The sequence below is a fragment of the Paraburkholderia sp. SIMBA_054 genome, from assembly GCF_046534875.1.
Lineage (GTDB): Bacteria > Pseudomonadota > Gammaproteobacteria > Burkholderiales > Burkholderiaceae > Paraburkholderia > Paraburkholderia hospita.
This window is the reverse complement of sequence record NZ_JAWRXV010000004.1, coordinates 35,809-52,217: the sequence shown is the minus strand read 5'-3', so window position 1 is coordinate 52,217 and position 16,409 is coordinate 35,809. Positions and strand designations below refer to the sequence as shown.

The 16,409-nt window shown below is 60.7% G+C and carries 17 protein-coding genes; 13 read left to right on the top strand and 4 right to left on the bottom strand.

Annotated features, from left to right (window positions below):
- Positions 1–141: 141 nt before the first annotated feature.
- The 3 genes from SB822_RS06210 to SB822_RS06200 form a co-directional block, all read right to left on the bottom strand.
- Entirely contained in the window at positions 142–723 is a 582-nt protein-coding gene (locus SB822_RS06210; protein WP_410854307.1) for an NADPH-dependent FMN reductase, read from the bottom strand.
- A gap of 144 nt (positions 724–867) precedes the next feature.
- Positions 868–1,551, bottom strand: a complete 684-nt coding sequence (locus SB822_RS06205) for a nitroreductase (RefSeq protein ID WP_086915542.1) — start codon at positions 1,549–1,551, stop codon at positions 868–870.
- A gap of 169 nt (positions 1,552–1,720) precedes the next feature.
- Positions 1,721–2,452, bottom strand: coding sequence for a GntR family transcriptional regulator (locus SB822_RS06200; protein ID WP_007730231.1), 732 nt, complete (start codon positions 2,450–2,452; stop codon positions 1,721–1,723).
- Positions 2,453–2,836: 384 nt separating this feature from the next.
- Between SB822_RS06200 and SB822_RS06195 the strand changes: the two genes are divergently transcribed.
- The 7 genes from SB822_RS06195 (at position 2,837) to SB822_RS06165 (ending at position 10,676) form a co-directional block, all read left to right on the top strand.
- Positions 2,837–4,153 carry an aromatic ring-hydroxylating dioxygenase subunit alpha gene (locus SB822_RS06195; RefSeq protein ID WP_024163259.1) on the top strand — a complete coding sequence of 439 codons (1,317 nt, stop codon included), beginning with the start codon at positions 2,837–2,839 and terminating at the stop codon, positions 4,151–4,153.
- A 58-nt stretch (positions 4,154–4,211) separates the two neighbouring features.
- Positions 4,212–5,648, top strand: a complete 1,437-nt coding sequence (locus tag SB822_RS06190; RefSeq protein ID WP_410854306.1) for a glutamine synthetase family protein — start codon at positions 4,212–4,214, stop codon at positions 5,646–5,648.
- Positions 5,649–5,674: 26 nt separating this feature from the next.
- On the top strand, positions 5,675–5,998 hold the full coding sequence (locus tag SB822_RS06185; RefSeq protein ID WP_410854305.1) for a 2Fe-2S iron-sulfur cluster-binding protein: 324 nt from the start codon (positions 5,675–5,677) through the stop codon (positions 5,996–5,998).
- 4 nt (positions 5,999–6,002) lie between these two features.
- Positions 6,003–7,268 (top strand): NAD(P)/FAD-dependent oxidoreductase, encoded by a 1,266-nt coding sequence (locus tag SB822_RS06180; RefSeq protein WP_410854304.1) that lies wholly within the window; start codon positions 6,003–6,005, stop codon positions 7,266–7,268.
- Positions 7,258–8,043: a gamma-glutamyl-gamma-aminobutyrate hydrolase family protein gene (locus SB822_RS06175; protein WP_410854303.1), complete on the top strand. Its 786-nt coding sequence runs from the start codon at positions 7,258–7,260 to the stop codon at positions 8,041–8,043. Before SB822_RS06180 ends, SB822_RS06175 begins: the two co-directional genes overlap by 11 nt.
- A 4-nt stretch (positions 8,044–8,047) precedes the next feature.
- Complete coding sequence (locus SB822_RS06170; RefSeq protein ID WP_007580859.1) at positions 8,048–9,022, top strand: LysR substrate-binding domain-containing protein; 975 nt, start codon at positions 8,048–8,050, stop codon at positions 9,020–9,022.
- A gap of 292 nt (positions 9,023–9,314) precedes the next feature.
- Positions 9,315–10,676, top strand: coding sequence for an MFS transporter (locus SB822_RS06165; protein ID WP_410854302.1), 1,362 nt, complete (start codon positions 9,315–9,317; stop codon positions 10,674–10,676).
- Between the two features lie 67 nt (positions 10,677–10,743).
- On the opposite strand, the gene SB822_RS06160 is transcribed toward SB822_RS06165, so the two are convergent.
- Positions 10,744–11,295: a DUF4863 family protein gene (locus SB822_RS06160; protein ID WP_410854301.1), complete on the bottom strand. Its 552-nt coding sequence runs from the start codon at positions 11,293–11,295 to the stop codon at positions 10,744–10,746.
- A gap of 361 nt (positions 11,296–11,656) precedes the next feature.
- Between SB822_RS06160 and SB822_RS06155 the strand changes: the two genes are divergently transcribed.
- The 6 genes from SB822_RS06155 (at position 11,657) to SB822_RS06130 (ending at position 16,289) form a co-directional block, all read left to right on the top strand.
- Positions 11,657–12,181 carry a methyltransferase family protein gene (locus tag SB822_RS06155; protein WP_410854300.1) on the top strand — a complete coding sequence of 175 codons (525 nt, stop codon included), beginning with the start codon at positions 11,657–11,659 and terminating at the stop codon, positions 12,179–12,181.
- Positions 12,182–12,528: 347 nt separating this feature from the next.
- A complete protein-coding gene (locus tag SB822_RS06150; protein ID WP_410854299.1) occupies positions 12,529–13,659 on the top strand; it encodes a porin in 1,131 nt (376 codons plus the stop codon).
- A gap of 218 nt (positions 13,660–13,877) precedes the next feature.
- Positions 13,878–14,090, top strand: coding sequence for a 30S ribosomal protein S21 (rpsU, locus tag SB822_RS06145; RefSeq protein WP_039900353.1), 213 nt, complete (start codon positions 13,878–13,880; stop codon positions 14,088–14,090).
- Between the two features lie 303 nt (positions 14,091–14,393).
- Positions 14,394–14,597 carry a cold-shock protein gene (locus SB822_RS06140; RefSeq protein ID WP_007580847.1) on the top strand — a complete coding sequence of 68 codons (204 nt, stop codon included), beginning with the start codon at positions 14,394–14,396 and terminating at the stop codon, positions 14,595–14,597.
- A 191-nt stretch (positions 14,598–14,788) separates the two neighbouring features.
- On the top strand, positions 14,789–15,013 hold the full coding sequence (locus SB822_RS06135; RefSeq protein WP_079488055.1) for a hypothetical protein: 225 nt from the start codon (positions 14,789–14,791) through the stop codon (positions 15,011–15,013).
- Positions 15,014–15,446: 433 nt separating this feature from the next.
- Positions 15,447–16,289 carry an oxidoreductase gene (locus tag SB822_RS06130; protein ID WP_410854298.1) on the top strand — a complete coding sequence of 281 codons (843 nt, stop codon included), beginning with the start codon at positions 15,447–15,449 and terminating at the stop codon, positions 16,287–16,289.
- The last annotated feature ends 120 nt before the right edge of the window (positions 16,290–16,409 follow it).

The window sequence follows — 16,409 nt, the reverse complement described above, 5'->3', positions numbered from 1 at the left end:
GTCTGCCGACCATCGAAAATTTCTTACCGATAAATATTTTAGATACCCAACCTGGTTAAAAGCAACGAGTAGGGGGGGCGCCAGTTGCGCATCAGACTCGATTAGCGGACCGGGCGTATGGGCTACGCACCCCCTTCCTGCTTATTGTCGGGAGAGTTGCCGTGTCGTTTCAACCAAACGGGCGCCGACCAGTCGGACCTCGGCATCCGCCTTTTCGTCGGAGAGACGACCCGCTTCGGTGAATGCCAGATGCGCGGCGCCAAGTGAGAATCCTTGGGGAATAACGATGGCGCCCAGCTTTTCAAGCACCCCTCGCATGCCGAGCATCGAACGAACACCGCCCATCGGTCCTGGCGATGCGGATACCACGGCGGCCACTTTCGCTGCGAATAGCCGAATCCCGGACTCACCGCTCTCGAGAGGTCGACTGATCCAGTCAATCGCGTTCTTCAGCGACGCCGTGTAACCGCCGTTGTGCTCCGGCGATGCAACCAGAAGCGCTGCGTGTTCGGCAAACAGTCGCTGCAGATTTCTTACGCTGTCAGGCACGCCGTTCCCGTTTTCGAAGTCGCCTTCATACAGTGGCAACCGATAATCCGCCGACGAGATAAATGTAATCTCGCCGCCGGCCTCATGCGCGCCGCGCGCCGCGATGTCCAGAAGTTTGCGATTCAATGAATCGCTGCGGCCGCTTCCGCATAGAGCAAGAACTTTGATGGTCATGATTCTGAGGAGAAGATGTTGAGAACAGCGAGGGAAAGAATGTCGGTTGCGTGACGCGGAGAATGGTCAGATGGGCTCGATGGGCCATTGCGATCACGCGCACGCATTGCGTTTGCGGGCGTGCTTGCAAGACGTGCGTCAGTTCTATTCGTCGAGCCCGGCGAACCTTGCGAACCCGTCGACCGACTCACGCGGGATCTGGAGTCGGTTCACGACGGAATCCTCGTCCGCATAGCCGAGAGACATCCCGCAGACCACCTCGTGGCCCGGTTCAAGCGCGAGTTGATTGGCGATGACCGACTGGTAACGCGCGAACGAGACTTGCGGGCACGTATGCAGTCCGCGAGAGCGAGCCGCAATCATGACGGTTTGAAGGAACAGCCCATAGTCGAGCCAGCTGTGCTTCTTTAGGCAGGCATCGATCGTGAAAATCATGCCGACGGGGGCGCCGAAAAAATCGAAGTTTCTGCCTGTCGCCCGGGAACGTCCATCGATGTCCGATTTGTCGATACCGAGTGCGCCGTAGTAGCGCATACCGAAATCCTCCTGTCGCGAGCGGAATGAGTCGGGTAAAGGTTCCGGCATGTGTTGCAGCGGCGGATGCGTTTCGTCCGCGTGAGCACGCGCTAGCGCGTCGCTGAATTGCCGTTTGACCTCGCCGCCCAGCACGTGAACGCGCCACGGTTGCGTGTTCGAATTGCTGGGCGCCGTACGTGCGACGTCGAGAATAGCAATGACGTTTTCTTTCGAAACTGCGTCTGGACGAAAGACCCGAACAGCTTTCCGCGATCGGATAATGGAGTCGACAATATAGGCGTCCGAATTCATTTAGGACCGGTCTCCACGGCTTTGAAAATGTTAAGCCAATGATGACACAGGCGAAGGACGGACTGCGGTGAAAAGGCTGCAAGTTCAACTTGCAGCAGATGGGATTTGCCAGCCAGCGTCTAAAACGGGTTTCGACGCCATGCAGTCGGTACGCGTACCGACACGGCGCTTATAAAACCGCCTCCGCGACAAGCTGCAACGCAGGCGCGAGCTTCAGATAAACCTCTGGACGTTCGAGCGCATAGGTCAGGTTTCTTTGCGCGATCTGCACGTGCTCCGTCGCCAGCGACTGCGCGCGTGTGCCTTCACCGCGTTCCATCGCCTGCACGAGGCTGTGATGCTGCTGATGTGCCATGAAAAGCCATTGACGGCCTTCGTCGATGGCGGATTGCATCGGCAGCATCGCGCTTGCGGCGGCGAACGGCAGGCGGTTGTTCATTTCGATCGCGCGGATCAGCGCCGCGTTGCCCGAGCCTTCGACGATCAGCTTGTGAAACCGGCTATTCATGTCCGTGTATGCGGCGTAGTCGTCGAGGTCCAGTTCGGACTTCGCGAGCAACCGGTCGCCACCGCGCAGACATTCGTTCAGCGCGTTCGATAACTGACGCGGCACGCCATGTTCGGCCACGAGACGCGCAGCCATGCCTTCGAGATGCCCGCGTACCGCGATGGCATCCGCGATTTCCGCGGCGGTGATGCGCCGCATCACATAGCCGCCCGCCGGGGATGGTTCGACAAGGCCTTCCTGTTCGAGCGTGGTGAGCGCGAGCCGAACGGGCGTGCGAGATGCCTGCAACCGCTCGGCGAGCGCGACTTCGCCGAGGCGCTCGCCGGGGGCGAATTCGCCCTTCAGGATCAGGTCGCGCAGATACACCAATACACGTTCTTGCTGGGATTCCATTTCATTCTCCGGTGCTCTTGCCGGGTTAGCCGCGGCGGACTTCGTGCGTCTGATTGTAGGGCATGCGAGGCGGCGCGGGGCCGGAAAATGCGGACGCGGGTGGCGCGATGTTCTGCATTGTATGCAAGATGGTCTGAATCGTGATTTCAGGGCTCTGAGCGTATGCGCCAGGGAAAGTCCTGGAGTGTAGAAAAATATCTATATGTATCAAAGATATAAAGAAATGTTGGCCATGATTTTGACGATAAAAACGGATTCTTGAGCGGTGTGTTGTGTATGCAGGGATTGAATATATGAATTCTTAGCTCTATTCTTCGTGCTCATCAGAGGTCGCATTGCATACAGCAAGCCGCCTCATGCATTCAGGTCAACCGGAGACAGGCCATGATGAGTTCCCAGCAAAACGACACGATCACGCGCGTCGGCAAAGGCACACCCGCCGGCCAGCTACTGCGCAACTACTGGCAGCCCGTGGCGCTCGTGGAGGAGTTGCCCGCGCAGCGCCCCGTCCGTGCGGTGCGGCTGATGGGTCAGGACTTCGTCGTATTCAAGGACGAGCAGGGTCGCTACGGCATGCTCGATCGCGACTGCCCGCATCGCGGCGCGGATCTGGCGGCGGGCCGTCTCGAGGCAGGCGGCCTGCGCTGCGCGTTTCATGGCTGGCTCTTCGACGTCAACGGAAGCTGTCTGTCGACGCCCGGCGAACCCATCGGCAGCACGCTCTGCAAGAAGGTCCGCCAAAGCGCGTATCCCGTGGTCGAGCGCAGCGGCATTCTGTTCGCCTACATCGGCGGCGGCGAGCCGCCTGCGTTCCCGAACTTCGACTGCTTCGCCGCGCCGGGCGAATACACGTTCGCCTTCAAAGGGCTGTTCGAATGCAACTGGCTGCAAGCGCTCGAAGTCGGCATCGATCCCGCCCACGCATCGTTCCTGCACCGTTTCTTCGAAGACGAGGACGTGAGCGACAGCTACGGCAAGCAGTTTCGTGGCGCGTCGGCGGATTCGGATATGCCGATCACGAAGGTGCTGCGCGAATACGAGTCGCCCGAGATTCTCGTCAGTCCGGCTGACTATGGGCTTCGGCTGATCGCGAAGCGCCCGCTCGACGACACGCAGACGCACGTGCGCGTGACCAACGTCGTGTTTCCGCAGGCGTTCGTGATACCGATGAGCGCGGAGATGACGATCACGCAATGGCACGTGCCCGTCGACGACGAGAACTGTTACTGGTACGCGATCTTCACGAGCTTCGGCGCGCCGACCGACAAGGCGCAGATGCGTGCGCAACGGCTCGACCTGTACGAACTTCCCGATTACACATCGCGCAAGAACAAACGCAACCACTACGGCTTCGATATCGACGAGCAACAGAGCCAGACCTACACGGGCATGGGTTTCGACATCAACGTCCACGACCAGTGGGCCGTCGAATCGCAGGGCGCGATCCAGGACCGCACGCGCGAGCATCTGGGCACGACCGACAAGGGGATCATCGCGTACCGCCGTCTGCTCGTCGATGCGATCGAGAAGACGCGCGCCGGCGAGAAGACGCTGATGATGATCGACGAACAGCAGGCGGCGCATCTGACGGGACCGGCATCGATCGACGGCATTGGGCCCGCCGATGGCTGGGACGACTACTGGAAGGCATCCGACGTCAAACGCCGCGATGCCGCGCCGTGGCCCGCGCCGAAGGCTTGAGGACGGATCCCGCAATCACAATGGAGCGCGCGGCCGTTCAACTGCCGCGTGAAGCACGATGTCTTTTGTTGAAAACCATGGTTTGTGGACGGACGCCCAGCATGATGCGTACGCCGAGCTGCTCGAACGGCTCAAAAAGAGCGACGTGCAAGTGGTCCGCTTTTCGTTTCCCGATCAGCACGGACTGCTGCGCGGCAAGACGCTCGTCGTCGACGAGGCGATCAACGCATTCAAGTCTGGCGTCACGCTGACGAGCACGCTGCTCGCCAAAGATGCGTCGCACCGCACGGTGTTCCCCGTGTTTACGGCAGGCGGCGGCTTCGACATGCCTGAAATGCAGGGTGCCTGCGATACGTTGATGGTCGCCGATCCCGAAACTTTCCGCATTCTGCCGTGGGCGCCGCATACGGGCTGGGTGCTGTGCGACGTCTACTTTCCGAACGGCAGGCCCGTGCCGTTCGGCACGCGTCATCTGTTTCGCCATGCGCTGGAACAGCTCGGCAATCATGGGTTCGAGCTCGTGTCCGGTCTCGAAGTCGAGTTTCATGTCTTCAAGGTCACTGATCCGAACATGAAGCCCGAGCATTCAGGTCAGCCGGGCATTCCGCCCGATGTCGAGCTGTTGTCGCACGGTTATCAGTATCTGACGGAACTGCGCTACGACGCCGTCGATAACGTGATGGAAATGCTCAGGCGCGGCATCGACGGGCTCGCGTTGCCCGTGCGCTCGCTCGAAGTCGAATACGGCCCGAGCCAGTTCGAGTTCACGTTCGCGCCGACCCGAGGCATCAAGAGTGCGGACGACATGATTCTGTTTCGCAGCGCGGTCAAGCAGATCTGTCAGCGCAACGGTTATCACGCGACATTCATGTGTCGCCCGCGCATTCCGAATGTTGTTTCGAGTGGATGGCATCTGCATCAGTCGCTCGTGCATAGCGCGGACGGCACCAACGCGTTCATGCCGACAAATACGGACGCACCGCTCTCGACCGTCGGACAGCGGTATCTCGCAGGCTTGCTCGCGCACGCGCAAGGCGCAGCCGCACTGTCGACGCCGACCATCAACGGATATCGCCGCTATCGGCCGTATTCGAATGCACCCGATCGCGCGAACTGGGGATGCGACAACCGCGGCGTGATGTTGCGCGTGCTGGGCGGACAAAACGATCCCGCGACGCGCATCGAGAACCGCGTCGGCGAGTCGGCCGCGAATCCGTACCTGTACTTCGGCTCGCAGGTGCTCTCGGGGCTGGACGGACTCAGACGTAAACTCGAACTGCCCGCCTCGGCGGATACGCCCTACGAAACGCAGGCCGTTGCATTGCCCCGCACGTTGAGCGATGCGATCGCCGCGCTACATGCCGACGAATCGCTGCGCGAAGGATTCGGCAGCGCATTCATCGACTACTTCTGCAAGCTGAAGGAAGCGGAGATCAATCGCTTCAATCTGGAAGTGACCGAGTGGGAACACCGCGAATATTTCGAAACGTTCTGATGGCGTTCCCATCAAGGAGAGAAGTCATGCCTATCGTCACCTACATTCTGCGCGACGGCGATCGCCGCGAAATCGAAGTACCCGCCGGCACCAGCGTGATGGAGGCCGCGATTCACGGCAACGTGCGCGGCATCGATGCCGAATGCGGCGGCTGCCTGTCGTGCGCGACGTGCCATGTTTATATCGACGGCTCGTCGACGGCGGATCTGCCGTTACCCGACGACTCCGAACTGGAACTGCTCGACGGCGTCGCCGCCGAGCGACGGCCCGAAAGCCGGCTGAGCTGCCAGCTCGTCATGATGGCTGCGACGGAAGGACTTGTCGTCCGGATTCCGCCCAGGCAAGGGTGACATCATGAATAGCACGCTTGTGGTTGTCGGCGCGTCGTATGCGGGCGTCCAGCTCGCCGCGTCCGCGCGCGAACTCGGCTTTGACGGCCGTATCGTCCTGCTCGGCGACGAGCCCGATGCGCCGTATCAACGACCGCCGCTGTCGAAGGGCTTTCTGACGGGCAGCTTTGCGGAGCAGCGTTTACCGCTGCGTTCGCAGGCGTTTTTCGACGAAGAGAAGATCGAATGGATGCCGTCGACGCGCGCCACGCACATCGACCGCGAGCGTCGCGAGATCGAACTGCACGACGGCTCGCGCATCGCGTATCACCACGTTGCGCTGACGACGGGCGCGCGCGTGCGCAAGCTCGACTGTCCCGGCGCGACACTTGGCGCCGTTCATTACTTACGCGATCTGCGCGACGCAAGGCGTCTCGCACAGACTGCGCGCACGGCGCGACGCGCGGTCGTGATCGGCGGCGGCTATATCGGTCTCGAAGCGGCGGCTTCGCTGCGTCAGCAGGGACTCGAAGTGACGGTGGTAGAGACGGAGCCGCGTCTGCTTGCACGCGTCGCGTCGCCGTGGCTGTCGGGCTTCATGCTGGGTGCTCATACGGAGCATGGCGTCGCGTTCGAGTTCGGCCGCAAGGTGGTGGCGCTGCACGACACGGATGGGAGCGTATCGGTTGAACTCGATGATGGCGTACGGCTCATTTGCGATCTCGTCGTGGTCGGTATCGGTGTGGTTCCGAATACCGAACTCGCCGCCGATTGCGGGTTGAACGTGGCGGGCGGCGTCGTGGTGGACGCCTGCGCGCGCACCAGCGACCCGTCGATCGTCGCCGCCGGCGATTGCGCTTCGTTCGTCCCTCACTGGGCGCCGCCGGGCACGCACGCATGCCGGATCGAATCCGTGCAGAACGCAAACGATATGGCAAAGACGGCAGCGGCAACAGTTGTCGGGCGGTCGGAGCCGTATCGCGCGCTGCCCTGGTTCTGGTCCGATCAATACGACCTGAAGCTGCAGATGGCCGGCGTGAACGCGGGCTTTACCGACTACGCGATGCGCGGTTCCGTCGAAGACAAGCGTTTCTCGCTGTTCTACTTTCGCGACGACAAGCTGATCGCCGTCGATAGCATCAACCGGCCGCAGGATCACATGTTCGCGCGCAAGCTGCTCGCGAACGGCGCGCGAGTTACGCCGGAGGTGGTGCGCGATCCAGCATTCGATCTGAAGACGCTCGCGAGCCGCGATGTGCATGCCGTCGAGGAGTTGCGGAATGAGCGCTGAAAAACACGGCCGTCCTCTCGTCGGACTGGTATGCGACCGCTTCTTCGTCGGTGAACACGACCAGCATGGCGCGAAGCACAGCTATGTTCGCGCGCTGATGTCGGGTGCGAATGTCAGTCCCGTGCTGATTCCGGCATCACGCGAGATCGAATCGGTGGACGATTACCTTGATGGCGTGAACGGCTTGCTGTTTCCGGGCGGCGCATCGAACGTGGAGGCGCACAGGTATGGCGGCGAGGCAAGTCGCGACGCGCTTTCCGATCCCGATCGCGATCACGTCGCGCTGGAACTGATGCGCGGCGCGGCGGCGCGCGGCATGCCAATTCTCGCAATCTGCCGTGGCTTCCAGGAAATGAACGTCGCCTTTGGCGGCACGCTCCACACGGATATCTACGCGTCCGGTCATTCGGAAGACCATCTCGAAGACCTCGCAGAAGATCTGTCCACCCGCTATCGATACCGCCACGAAGTCGAACTCACGCCTGCTGGCATGCTGTCGACGCTCGCCAACGCGCACCGCGTGCGCGTGAATTCGCTGCATCGGCAGGGCGTTGCCGCGCTCGCGCCGCGGCTTGTCGTCGAAGCTCGCGCGCCCGACGGTCTGATCGAAGCGTATCGGCTGAACGGACACGACTTCGCGCTCGGCGTGCAGTGGCACCCGGAAGTCATGACGCAACACGACGCACTGTCGCGTTCGATCTTCGAAGCATTCGGCGCGAGTTGCCGCCGGTATCGTCATGCGGCACAGCCTGCAACCAATCATCATGAGGGTTAGGACCATGTCAGCGGATCGCATCGACCTGAACCTGCTGCGCGTATTCGACGCGATCTTCGAAGACCGCAATCTCGCCCTGGCGGGCAAGCGCCTGAATCTGAGTCAATCCGCGATCAGCCACGCGCTTGGACGCATGCGTCAGGTGCTCGGCGATGACCTGTTCGTGCGCACGGGCAAGGGCATGGAGCCAACGATGCGCGCCGTCGGCATGGCTGCGCAGGTGCGCGGTGCGCTGGCGCAGATCAGGGCGGCGCTGGGCGTGGATGCATTCGATCCGCGCGTCGCGCAACGCAAGTTCGTCGTCGCGGCGAATGACTACATCACGTCGCTGGTGCTCGGGCGTCTCAGTCAACGGCTGCGCGCGGAGGCGCCGCTCGTGGACCTGGTGATCCGTCCATCGACGCGGCTCGATCTCGCAGGCCAGATCGACGTCGGCCGGATCGATGTGGCGATCGGCATATTCGCGGACGTGCCGACGCGCTTGCGGTCGGCGCAACTGTGGGAGCAGACGGATGTGGTGCTGCTTCATCGAGACCACCCCATCGCCGAGCGCGCCGTTACGCGTGACGATCTGCTTGCTTATCCGCTTGTCGCCATTTCGCAAGGCGGCGAGGAAGAGGGCGCAGTGAGCGGCTTCATCGTCGAGCGCGGGCTCGCGCGGCAATCGGAGATGTTCAACCGCGATGCGCTCAACCGCGCATTCGCCGACGGTGCCGACGTGCCGCGCATGCGCATGTCGGTCGCGCATTCGCTGGCCGTTCCCGCACTGCTTCGTCACAGCGACATGCTCGCGCTCGTGCCGTCATCGCTTGGCCGTGAACTGGAGCGCTACGGCGAACTGAAAATGTGCGCGACGCCTTACGAGTGCCACAACGCCGCTGTGCGCGCCGTCTGGCACGAACGCAACGACACGGACCCCGCGCTGCAATGGCTGCGGCACCAGCTTGCCGATGTCGCGCGGCAGGTTCGCAGCTGTTGATCCGGGCCGTGCAAGATCGGTATGCAAACAATTCACTGCGCGTGCGCCATGGCGAGCAATCTCGTCAACGTCGTCGAAACGGCCTGAAAACATAGGTCTTCTCGATTCAACCCGAACGCATCGCGCGATGCTTGCCACGCCGCGCGAGGGGCATGTGCGCGCCGCGTGCGTGCTTCGCCGGGTTGTTGGCCGTATTTGGCGCTCTTAACCTTGGCCCCCGATAGATCGGCGAGGCACGCAGCAAGCGCTGACGTGGCGACGCCGGCAATTCAATCCCATCAGTGAGGATGCAATGGAAGAGACCCGGACTGTCGATATACAAGCGCTCATCAACGAGCACCCTTTCTCCCGCTTTCAGTGGCTCGTATTTGCGATGTGCTTCGTCATCGTGCTGATGGATGGCTTCGATACGGCTGCGATCGGCTTTATCGCGCCTTCGCTGCTGTCGGAGTGGCATATCGGCAGGGCGGCGCTTGCGCCTGTGCTGAGTGCCGCACTCTTTGGGCTTGCTTGCGGCGCCTTACTTTCAGGGCCTGTGTCGGACAGGTGCGGTCGACGCCTCGTGCTGACCTTGTCCGTGCTGCTGTTCGGCGTGGCGTGTTTCGCTTCGGCTTACGCGCAGGATTTGACCGCACTGACGACGCTACGTTTCGTCACTGGCGTCGGACTTGGCGCCGCGATGCCGAACGCCGTCACGCTGATGAGCGAGTACTGCCCCGACGGCCGACGCGCCACGATCGTCAATCTGATGTTCTGCGGATTCCCTTTGGGCGCCGCCCTGGGCGGATTTCTCGCTGCGTGGATGATTCCGCAGTTCGGCTGGCGCAGCGTTCTGCTGCTCGGCGGCGCAGTGCCGTTGCTGCTCGCCGTGGTGCTCGCGTTCAGGTTGCCGGAGTCGATCCGTTACATGGTGGCGCGACAGCAGCCGGTAGAGAAGATTCGCAACGTCATGGTGCGCATCAGTGCGGACGCGCGTTTTGCGCATGCTTTCGTCATGCAGGAATCGGTCAGGCACGCACCGGGGAGTGGCGGCATTCGTATCGTGTTGTCGCGTTCATTCATTCTCGGTTCCGTGATGCTGTGGCTGTGCTACTTCATGGGCCTCGTGATTTTCTACGGACTGGTCAACTGGATGCCCGTTCTTCTCAAGGATGCGGGACTGAGCCCGCAACGCGCGGCGCTCGTGTCCGCGCTGTTTCCGCTGGGCGGCGTGGGTACGGTGCTATGCGGCATGCTGATGGACCGCTTCAATCCCAATCGCGTCGTGGCCGCCGCTTATGCATTCGGTGCGATCAGCGTGTATGCCATTGGCCAGGCAGTCGGCGATATCGGCATGCTGATGTGCGCGGTGTTTATCGCCGGTGTGCTGGTGAATACCGCGCAGGCGTCGATGCCCGCTCTCGCGGCTGCGTTCTATCCAACGGCGGGACGCGGCACGGGTGTCGCGTGGATGCTTGGCGTCGGGCGCTTCGGCGGAATCGCGGGTTCGTTTCTCGTCGCGGAGTTGTCGCGGCAGCAGGTCAGTCTGCCAGGCATTTTCACGGTCGTTGCGGTATCGGGCGCGGTAGCGTGCGTGGCCCTGTTGATCAAGCAGGCGACGTGTTCGAGCGCAGGCGTGCAGGATGTGGCGGAGGGCGAATCGCTCGCGCACTAGTGGTGAACTGTTGAAGCTGGATGCGATTGCTGCGAGCCTCTGTTGAGGCTCGCAGTGTTTGTGCAGTTCAGTGTACGGGCGGCGTGATGTCGTATGCAATGCGTCCCGAGGGCAAGAAGAACAGCGCGATCACCGCCCCGCCTTTTGCCTCGGGGAAGTGGTGACTGCCTGGTGCGGGCGCGGTCCAGCCGCCGTAGCACCATCCGCTTGGGCCGGCGAGCGCGGCGCCTTCGTTGAGCGGCACGACGAGATTGAACTCGCCATATGGGTGCGAATGGTAGTCGCCGCGAAACGCGTCTTCAGGGTTGTTCTGCGCATTGTCGGTACTGTTCATCAGCACCGCCGTGATGCTGAAAAAGAACGTTTCCGCAGAAGGCGCGACGAGCCGCGCACGCCGGTACTTCGGGCCGGAAATCTCGACATCGGCCGCCCAGCCTTCTTCTACGCCGAGCGTAATGAGGCGGGCGAGATCCTTGTACAACTCGCTATCGACGCCGTATTTCGTGTTCAGCCATTGCTCGACCTTGACGCCTGTAGTCATGTCTCTCACTTCTTCGAGAAACGGCAGACAGCGTGCTACGAGCTGGTCTTTGGTACTTGTAGTGGGGGTTTGAGACATTGCGTTTCCTCCGTGGATTGAGTGCCTTGCACGTCTGCTCCGCCGCGGCGATGCGCGCTTCCGATGTGCTTGATGGCCGTTTCAAGATGCCATAGCCATACCGCTCGAAGAAGCGAAACTATTGCAAGTCCACAATGCACGTTATTCATAGTGCGGTCGTTCATCTTGAGCGGCGCGAGATGGACCGCGCGCTATCGCGTGCATGCCCAGCTTGCCGATGTTCCATTGCGCGTTGTGAGAACATGCCGGTCCACAATGGTCACTGCATCTCCATGTTATGCACTTCACCGGTTCCGATTTCTGGCGATTCCTTCCTCTCGTTCACGCAGGTGTGTTTGGCGCAACGGCTGTTGTCGGGCGCATGTTGATTGCGCGAACGAACCGACACGACGCCGTGTCGTTCTCGCGCGGCGAATCGGCGCACGACTTTGTCGCGCGATGCTTCTATTTTTGGCTGCCCGTCGTCGACGGGATGTTTCTGGCGTTTTACGGCATCACTGGCGAACGCGGACAACTCGTCGCGCAATGGTTCGATCAGGAATGGACACGGTGGATTGGCGTCACGTGCATGGTTGTAGCGCTGATATGGGTGATTTGCGCTCAGGCCACGATGGGAACCGCGTGGCGAATGGGCGTCGATACTCGCACGCGAACCGAACTGATCACGACAGGCCCGTTCGCGCTTTCGCGCAATCCTATCTACCTCGGCATCCGCGCAACGATACTGGGCCAATTGCTGGTGGTGGGAACGTGGCCTGTGCTGGTGATCTGGGCGATGTCCGAGTTGCTCGTCCAGATTCAGGTCAGATTCGAAGAGGCGCACATGTTCCGGTTGCACGCGCAACGGTACGCCGACTATTGTTCGCGAGTCAGACGCTGGCTTTGACATGCGATTGCTCAAGCGAGCCGCACCCGCCGATTCGGCGCGTTCAAGATTGGATTGAATACATTTCACGTTCGAATTTTTCATCGCGCTACGTGTGCGCATCATCTCTGTATCAGTAGATTTGTCCCGCGTATCGCGCTGTCGATAGAAGAATTGCCACCCGCTCGAATCGAATTCGAGTAGCAAAATCCTTCCGCTTTTTCCTCGTCGCTTCGATCTGCATGGAGGCGTTGAGGTTTTCCCCGTTGTTGCTTTTATTGTCCAACCCTAAGCTCGCCTGGCATGCACTCATCCGGAGACAGTTAAGTTCGTCATCCGAAATAATGATTCGCAGTCAAGGAGACTTCATGAAATACGGCAGGGTTGCGGCATTGGCAGCGGGGCTTTTCAGCGCGTCCGCATTTGCGCAAAGCAGCGTCACGCTTTATGGCGTGCTGGACACGGGCATCGAGTATGTTTCCCATGCAAATGCCGCAGGTGATCATGTCATCCGTATGCCGGGCATCACGGGTGAACTGCCTTCACGCTGGGGGATACGCGGCGCCGAAGATCTTGGTGGCGGACTCAAGGCCGTATTCATTCTCGAAAGCGGATTCAACCTGCGCGGAGGCGATTCGGGGCAGGGCGGACGGCTGTTCGGACGACAGGCGCTCGTTGGACTCGAAGGGCCGTGGGGTTCGCTCACGTTTGGCCGTCAATACACGATGTCGTATTGGGCGATGTCGGATGCCGATATTCTCGGGCCGGACATTTACGGCATCGGCGCGCTGGATGCGTTCTTGCCGAACGCGAGAAGCGACAACACGGTTGTCTACAAAGGCAAGTTCTATGGATTCACATTCGGCGCGTCCTGGTCGTTTGGACGCGACGGCGCGGGGACGGGCAATTCTCCAGGGCAGGGGACCTGCGCAGGACAGGTGCCCGGCGATGTGAATCAATGCCGCGAATGGAGTGCGATGCTGAAGTACGACGGCACCTACTTCGGCGTGGCCACAGCGTACGACGAACAACGCGGCGGCACGAATGCAGCGGCAAACTTCTTCGATGGCGTCGCGCCGTTTGCGATTCGCGGCAGCGGCGACAAGGATGCGCGTCTGCAGGCGAACGGCTATGTGAATGTCGCGGGCGTGAAGCTGGGCGGCGGATGGATCGGCCGCCGCGTCGAATCGAACGGACCGGGTGGCGACGTGCACTCGAATCTGTTCTACCTCGGCGCGCAATACTATGTGACGCCCGTACTTGCCGTCGATGGAGAAGCCTACCGCGTCGTCGTGCAGCAGCAGGACGCACGCGCAACGTTGGCGAGCCTGCGCACCACCTACTTCCTGTCGAAGCGAACGGCTGTTTACGGCAACGTCGCGTACCTGTGGAATAGCGCGCACGCGCGCTATTCCGTCAGCGCGGGCGGCGGCGGCACGACGCCCGCAGCTGGCATCGGCCAGCTCGGCGCGATTGTCGGTGTCCGGCATTCGTTCTGACGAGGCTGGTTGCAACGACAATCTTTGTCGCAAGAATCTACTGCGATCGGTCCATGCGGCGGGGCTCCCGTTGCCTCGCTCCCGGCGAAGACTGTGCAAATTACCAGACGGTCTGGAGATTTCGCGTGTACAGTGAAGTGTCTTCTGCCGTCTGCATCGGACGACGCGCTAGCTATGCGCGGCTTTTTCATCAATCGAATCAAGACTCAAGGAACGATCTGACTACCGTCATCCCCAAACCCAATGAGCCCGTCGAAGTTGCGCTTCGACGTTTCCGCCGTGCAATCCAGAATAATGGACTGATCGCGGAGTTGCGTGCGCGCACGGCGTATGAAAAGCCCACCACGGAGCGCAAACGCAAGAAAGCGGCCGCCGTGGCCCGGTTGCGCAAACAGATTCGCCGCGCGCTGCCGCCAAGGAAGTTGTATTGACCCCGCGTCGTCAATCTTCGTGTGGCTTCTGAGGCGCTTGTCTGGCGAGTGGCGGCTCAGCGGAGCGGCTCGTTTCGATGACGTTGACTGGCGCCGGGTCGAGAATTACCCGGGCCAGTTCACTGAAACCTTGCAATTGTGGCGCACAGGTGTTAATGTGCCCCGAAGTTCAAGAAGTTCGATTGCTGTTCATCAATAGTTCCGTTGCCCCTCGGCGGTATTCGTTGTCCTCTCCCTCCTTGATCCTTTGGCTCCAAACTCTGGAGCGATAATCTCTTCAATTTTTCTGTTTCAAGGATTCGTATGGATACCGGTACTGTAAAGTGGTTTAACGACGCAAAGGGCTTCGGCTTCATCTCCCCGGATAACGGCGGCGACGACCTTTTCGCGCACTTCTCCGAAATTCGCGGCGATGGCTTCAAGAGCCTCGCTGAAGGCCAGAAGGTCAGCTTCGAAACGAAGCGCGGCCCCAAAGGCGTGCAAGCTGCAAACATCACGCCGGTTTAAGGCGTAGCTGTGCGGGGCCCGATCGTGGCCCCGATTCGTTTTATCCCCGAAGTCCACGCTCCACGTCTCCCGCACTGGCGCTTGCCAGTCGCATCTTAAACGGCGCGAAGCCGCCTCTGTCATGCTGGTTGCCGTCTCAGCGGCACATGCTTTCCAGGCGTGACTAATACAATTCAAAACATCAAAGACAAATGCAAAATTCAACAACCCAGCAATACGGGGGTTATACCGTACGTCCGTCTGCACATTGCCTGCCCGATGGTCTGTTTTCCGCGAATCTGCTGCTCGAGCGCGATGGCGCACGACGCTCACCGAATCAATACGAATTCTTTTCGCTCGACTATTTCGTCGACGAGGCCGACGCGGTCGATTACGCGCGAAGCTGGGCATGCCACTGGATCGACACTCGCGGTTGATGTGAGTCGGTAGCAAGCCGAACGGACTTTATACGAGTCCTGATTCACCGGCCTCCGCGAAAAATGCACGTGCTCGAAACGAGTATCCAACGCGTGCGCGGGCAGTTCGATATATATCGGACGACGGTTCTAGCTCATGGTCATTTGAAAATCTGAATACTGCGAGCATCGCTAAAGACGATCGCTTGCGAACCACGTCGCGCGCCGGTTCAATTCGCGAGCCGGCCAAGGTAATACCCCAGTCGCTCTTCAACGTCGCCCGGCTTGTGGAACCCACGGGCGAGCAGCGCCTTGATGGACGACTTGTTCCCCGCCCGAAAAACTGAATTGATCCGCGCTCGATGCATCGGCCAGCCTGGCGCAAGTACAGTGTCGTCACCGGGTAAGCGATACCCGGTCCTATCGACAATCACGCATTGGCAAGGTCGTTACCATGAGCAAATCTCGGCAACGGGTGTTCCTGATTACGGGGGCGAGTTCTGGATTTGGGCGCGCTATTGGGCAAGCTGCGCTGTCGGCCGGACACGTCGTCATCGGTACGGTCAGGAGCGAGGCGGCGAAAGACGCGTTCGAGCAACTGCAGCCGGACCGTGCTCATGGTGTGGTGCTCGACGTAACCGATTTCGCCAAAATCGATGCGGCCGTTGAAGGCGTGACTGAACGAACCGGGCCGGTCGATGTACTCGTCAACAATGCGGGGTATGGCCACGAGGGCACGCTCGAAGAATCTTCGCTCGAAGAACTGCTGCATCAGTTCAACGTGAACGTGTTTGGCGCCGTTGCGATGATCAAGGCTGTCTTGCCATCCATGCGCGTGCGCCGAACCGGTCACATCATCAATATGACGTCGATGGCGGGCCTCACGACGTTTCCCGGCATCTCGTACTACAGCGGCAGCAAGTTCGCCCTCGAAGGGATTTCCGACTCGCTGGCCCAGGAAGTTCGCGGCTTCGGCATCAGCGTGACGGCCGTCGCGCCGGGTTCGTTTCGCACCGATTGGGCGGGCCGCTCGATGGTGCGCACTGAACGCAGCATTGCGGACTACGACGTGGTATTCGATCCCGTTCGCCAGGCCCGCCAGGCGAAGGACGGCAGACAGGCGGGCGACCCGGACAAGGCTGCGCGCGTGCTGCTGGATCTCGTCGAACATCCCGATCCACCCGTCCACCTCCTGCTTGGTAGCGATGCGTTGAGTGTTGTACGACGAAAGCTTTCCACGATGCAAACGGCTATCGACGCGTGGGGAGACGTAAGCAGATCAACTGACTTTTCGTAGACTGCGCGTTGCCGGTTGGGCCGCAAGCAATCAAAGCGACCATCACGCTTCATAGTCACCGCTAACGGCTTTCGTCGAGAACGATCCAGCTGACCGTGGCTAGCGCGCCTTTTACACCTG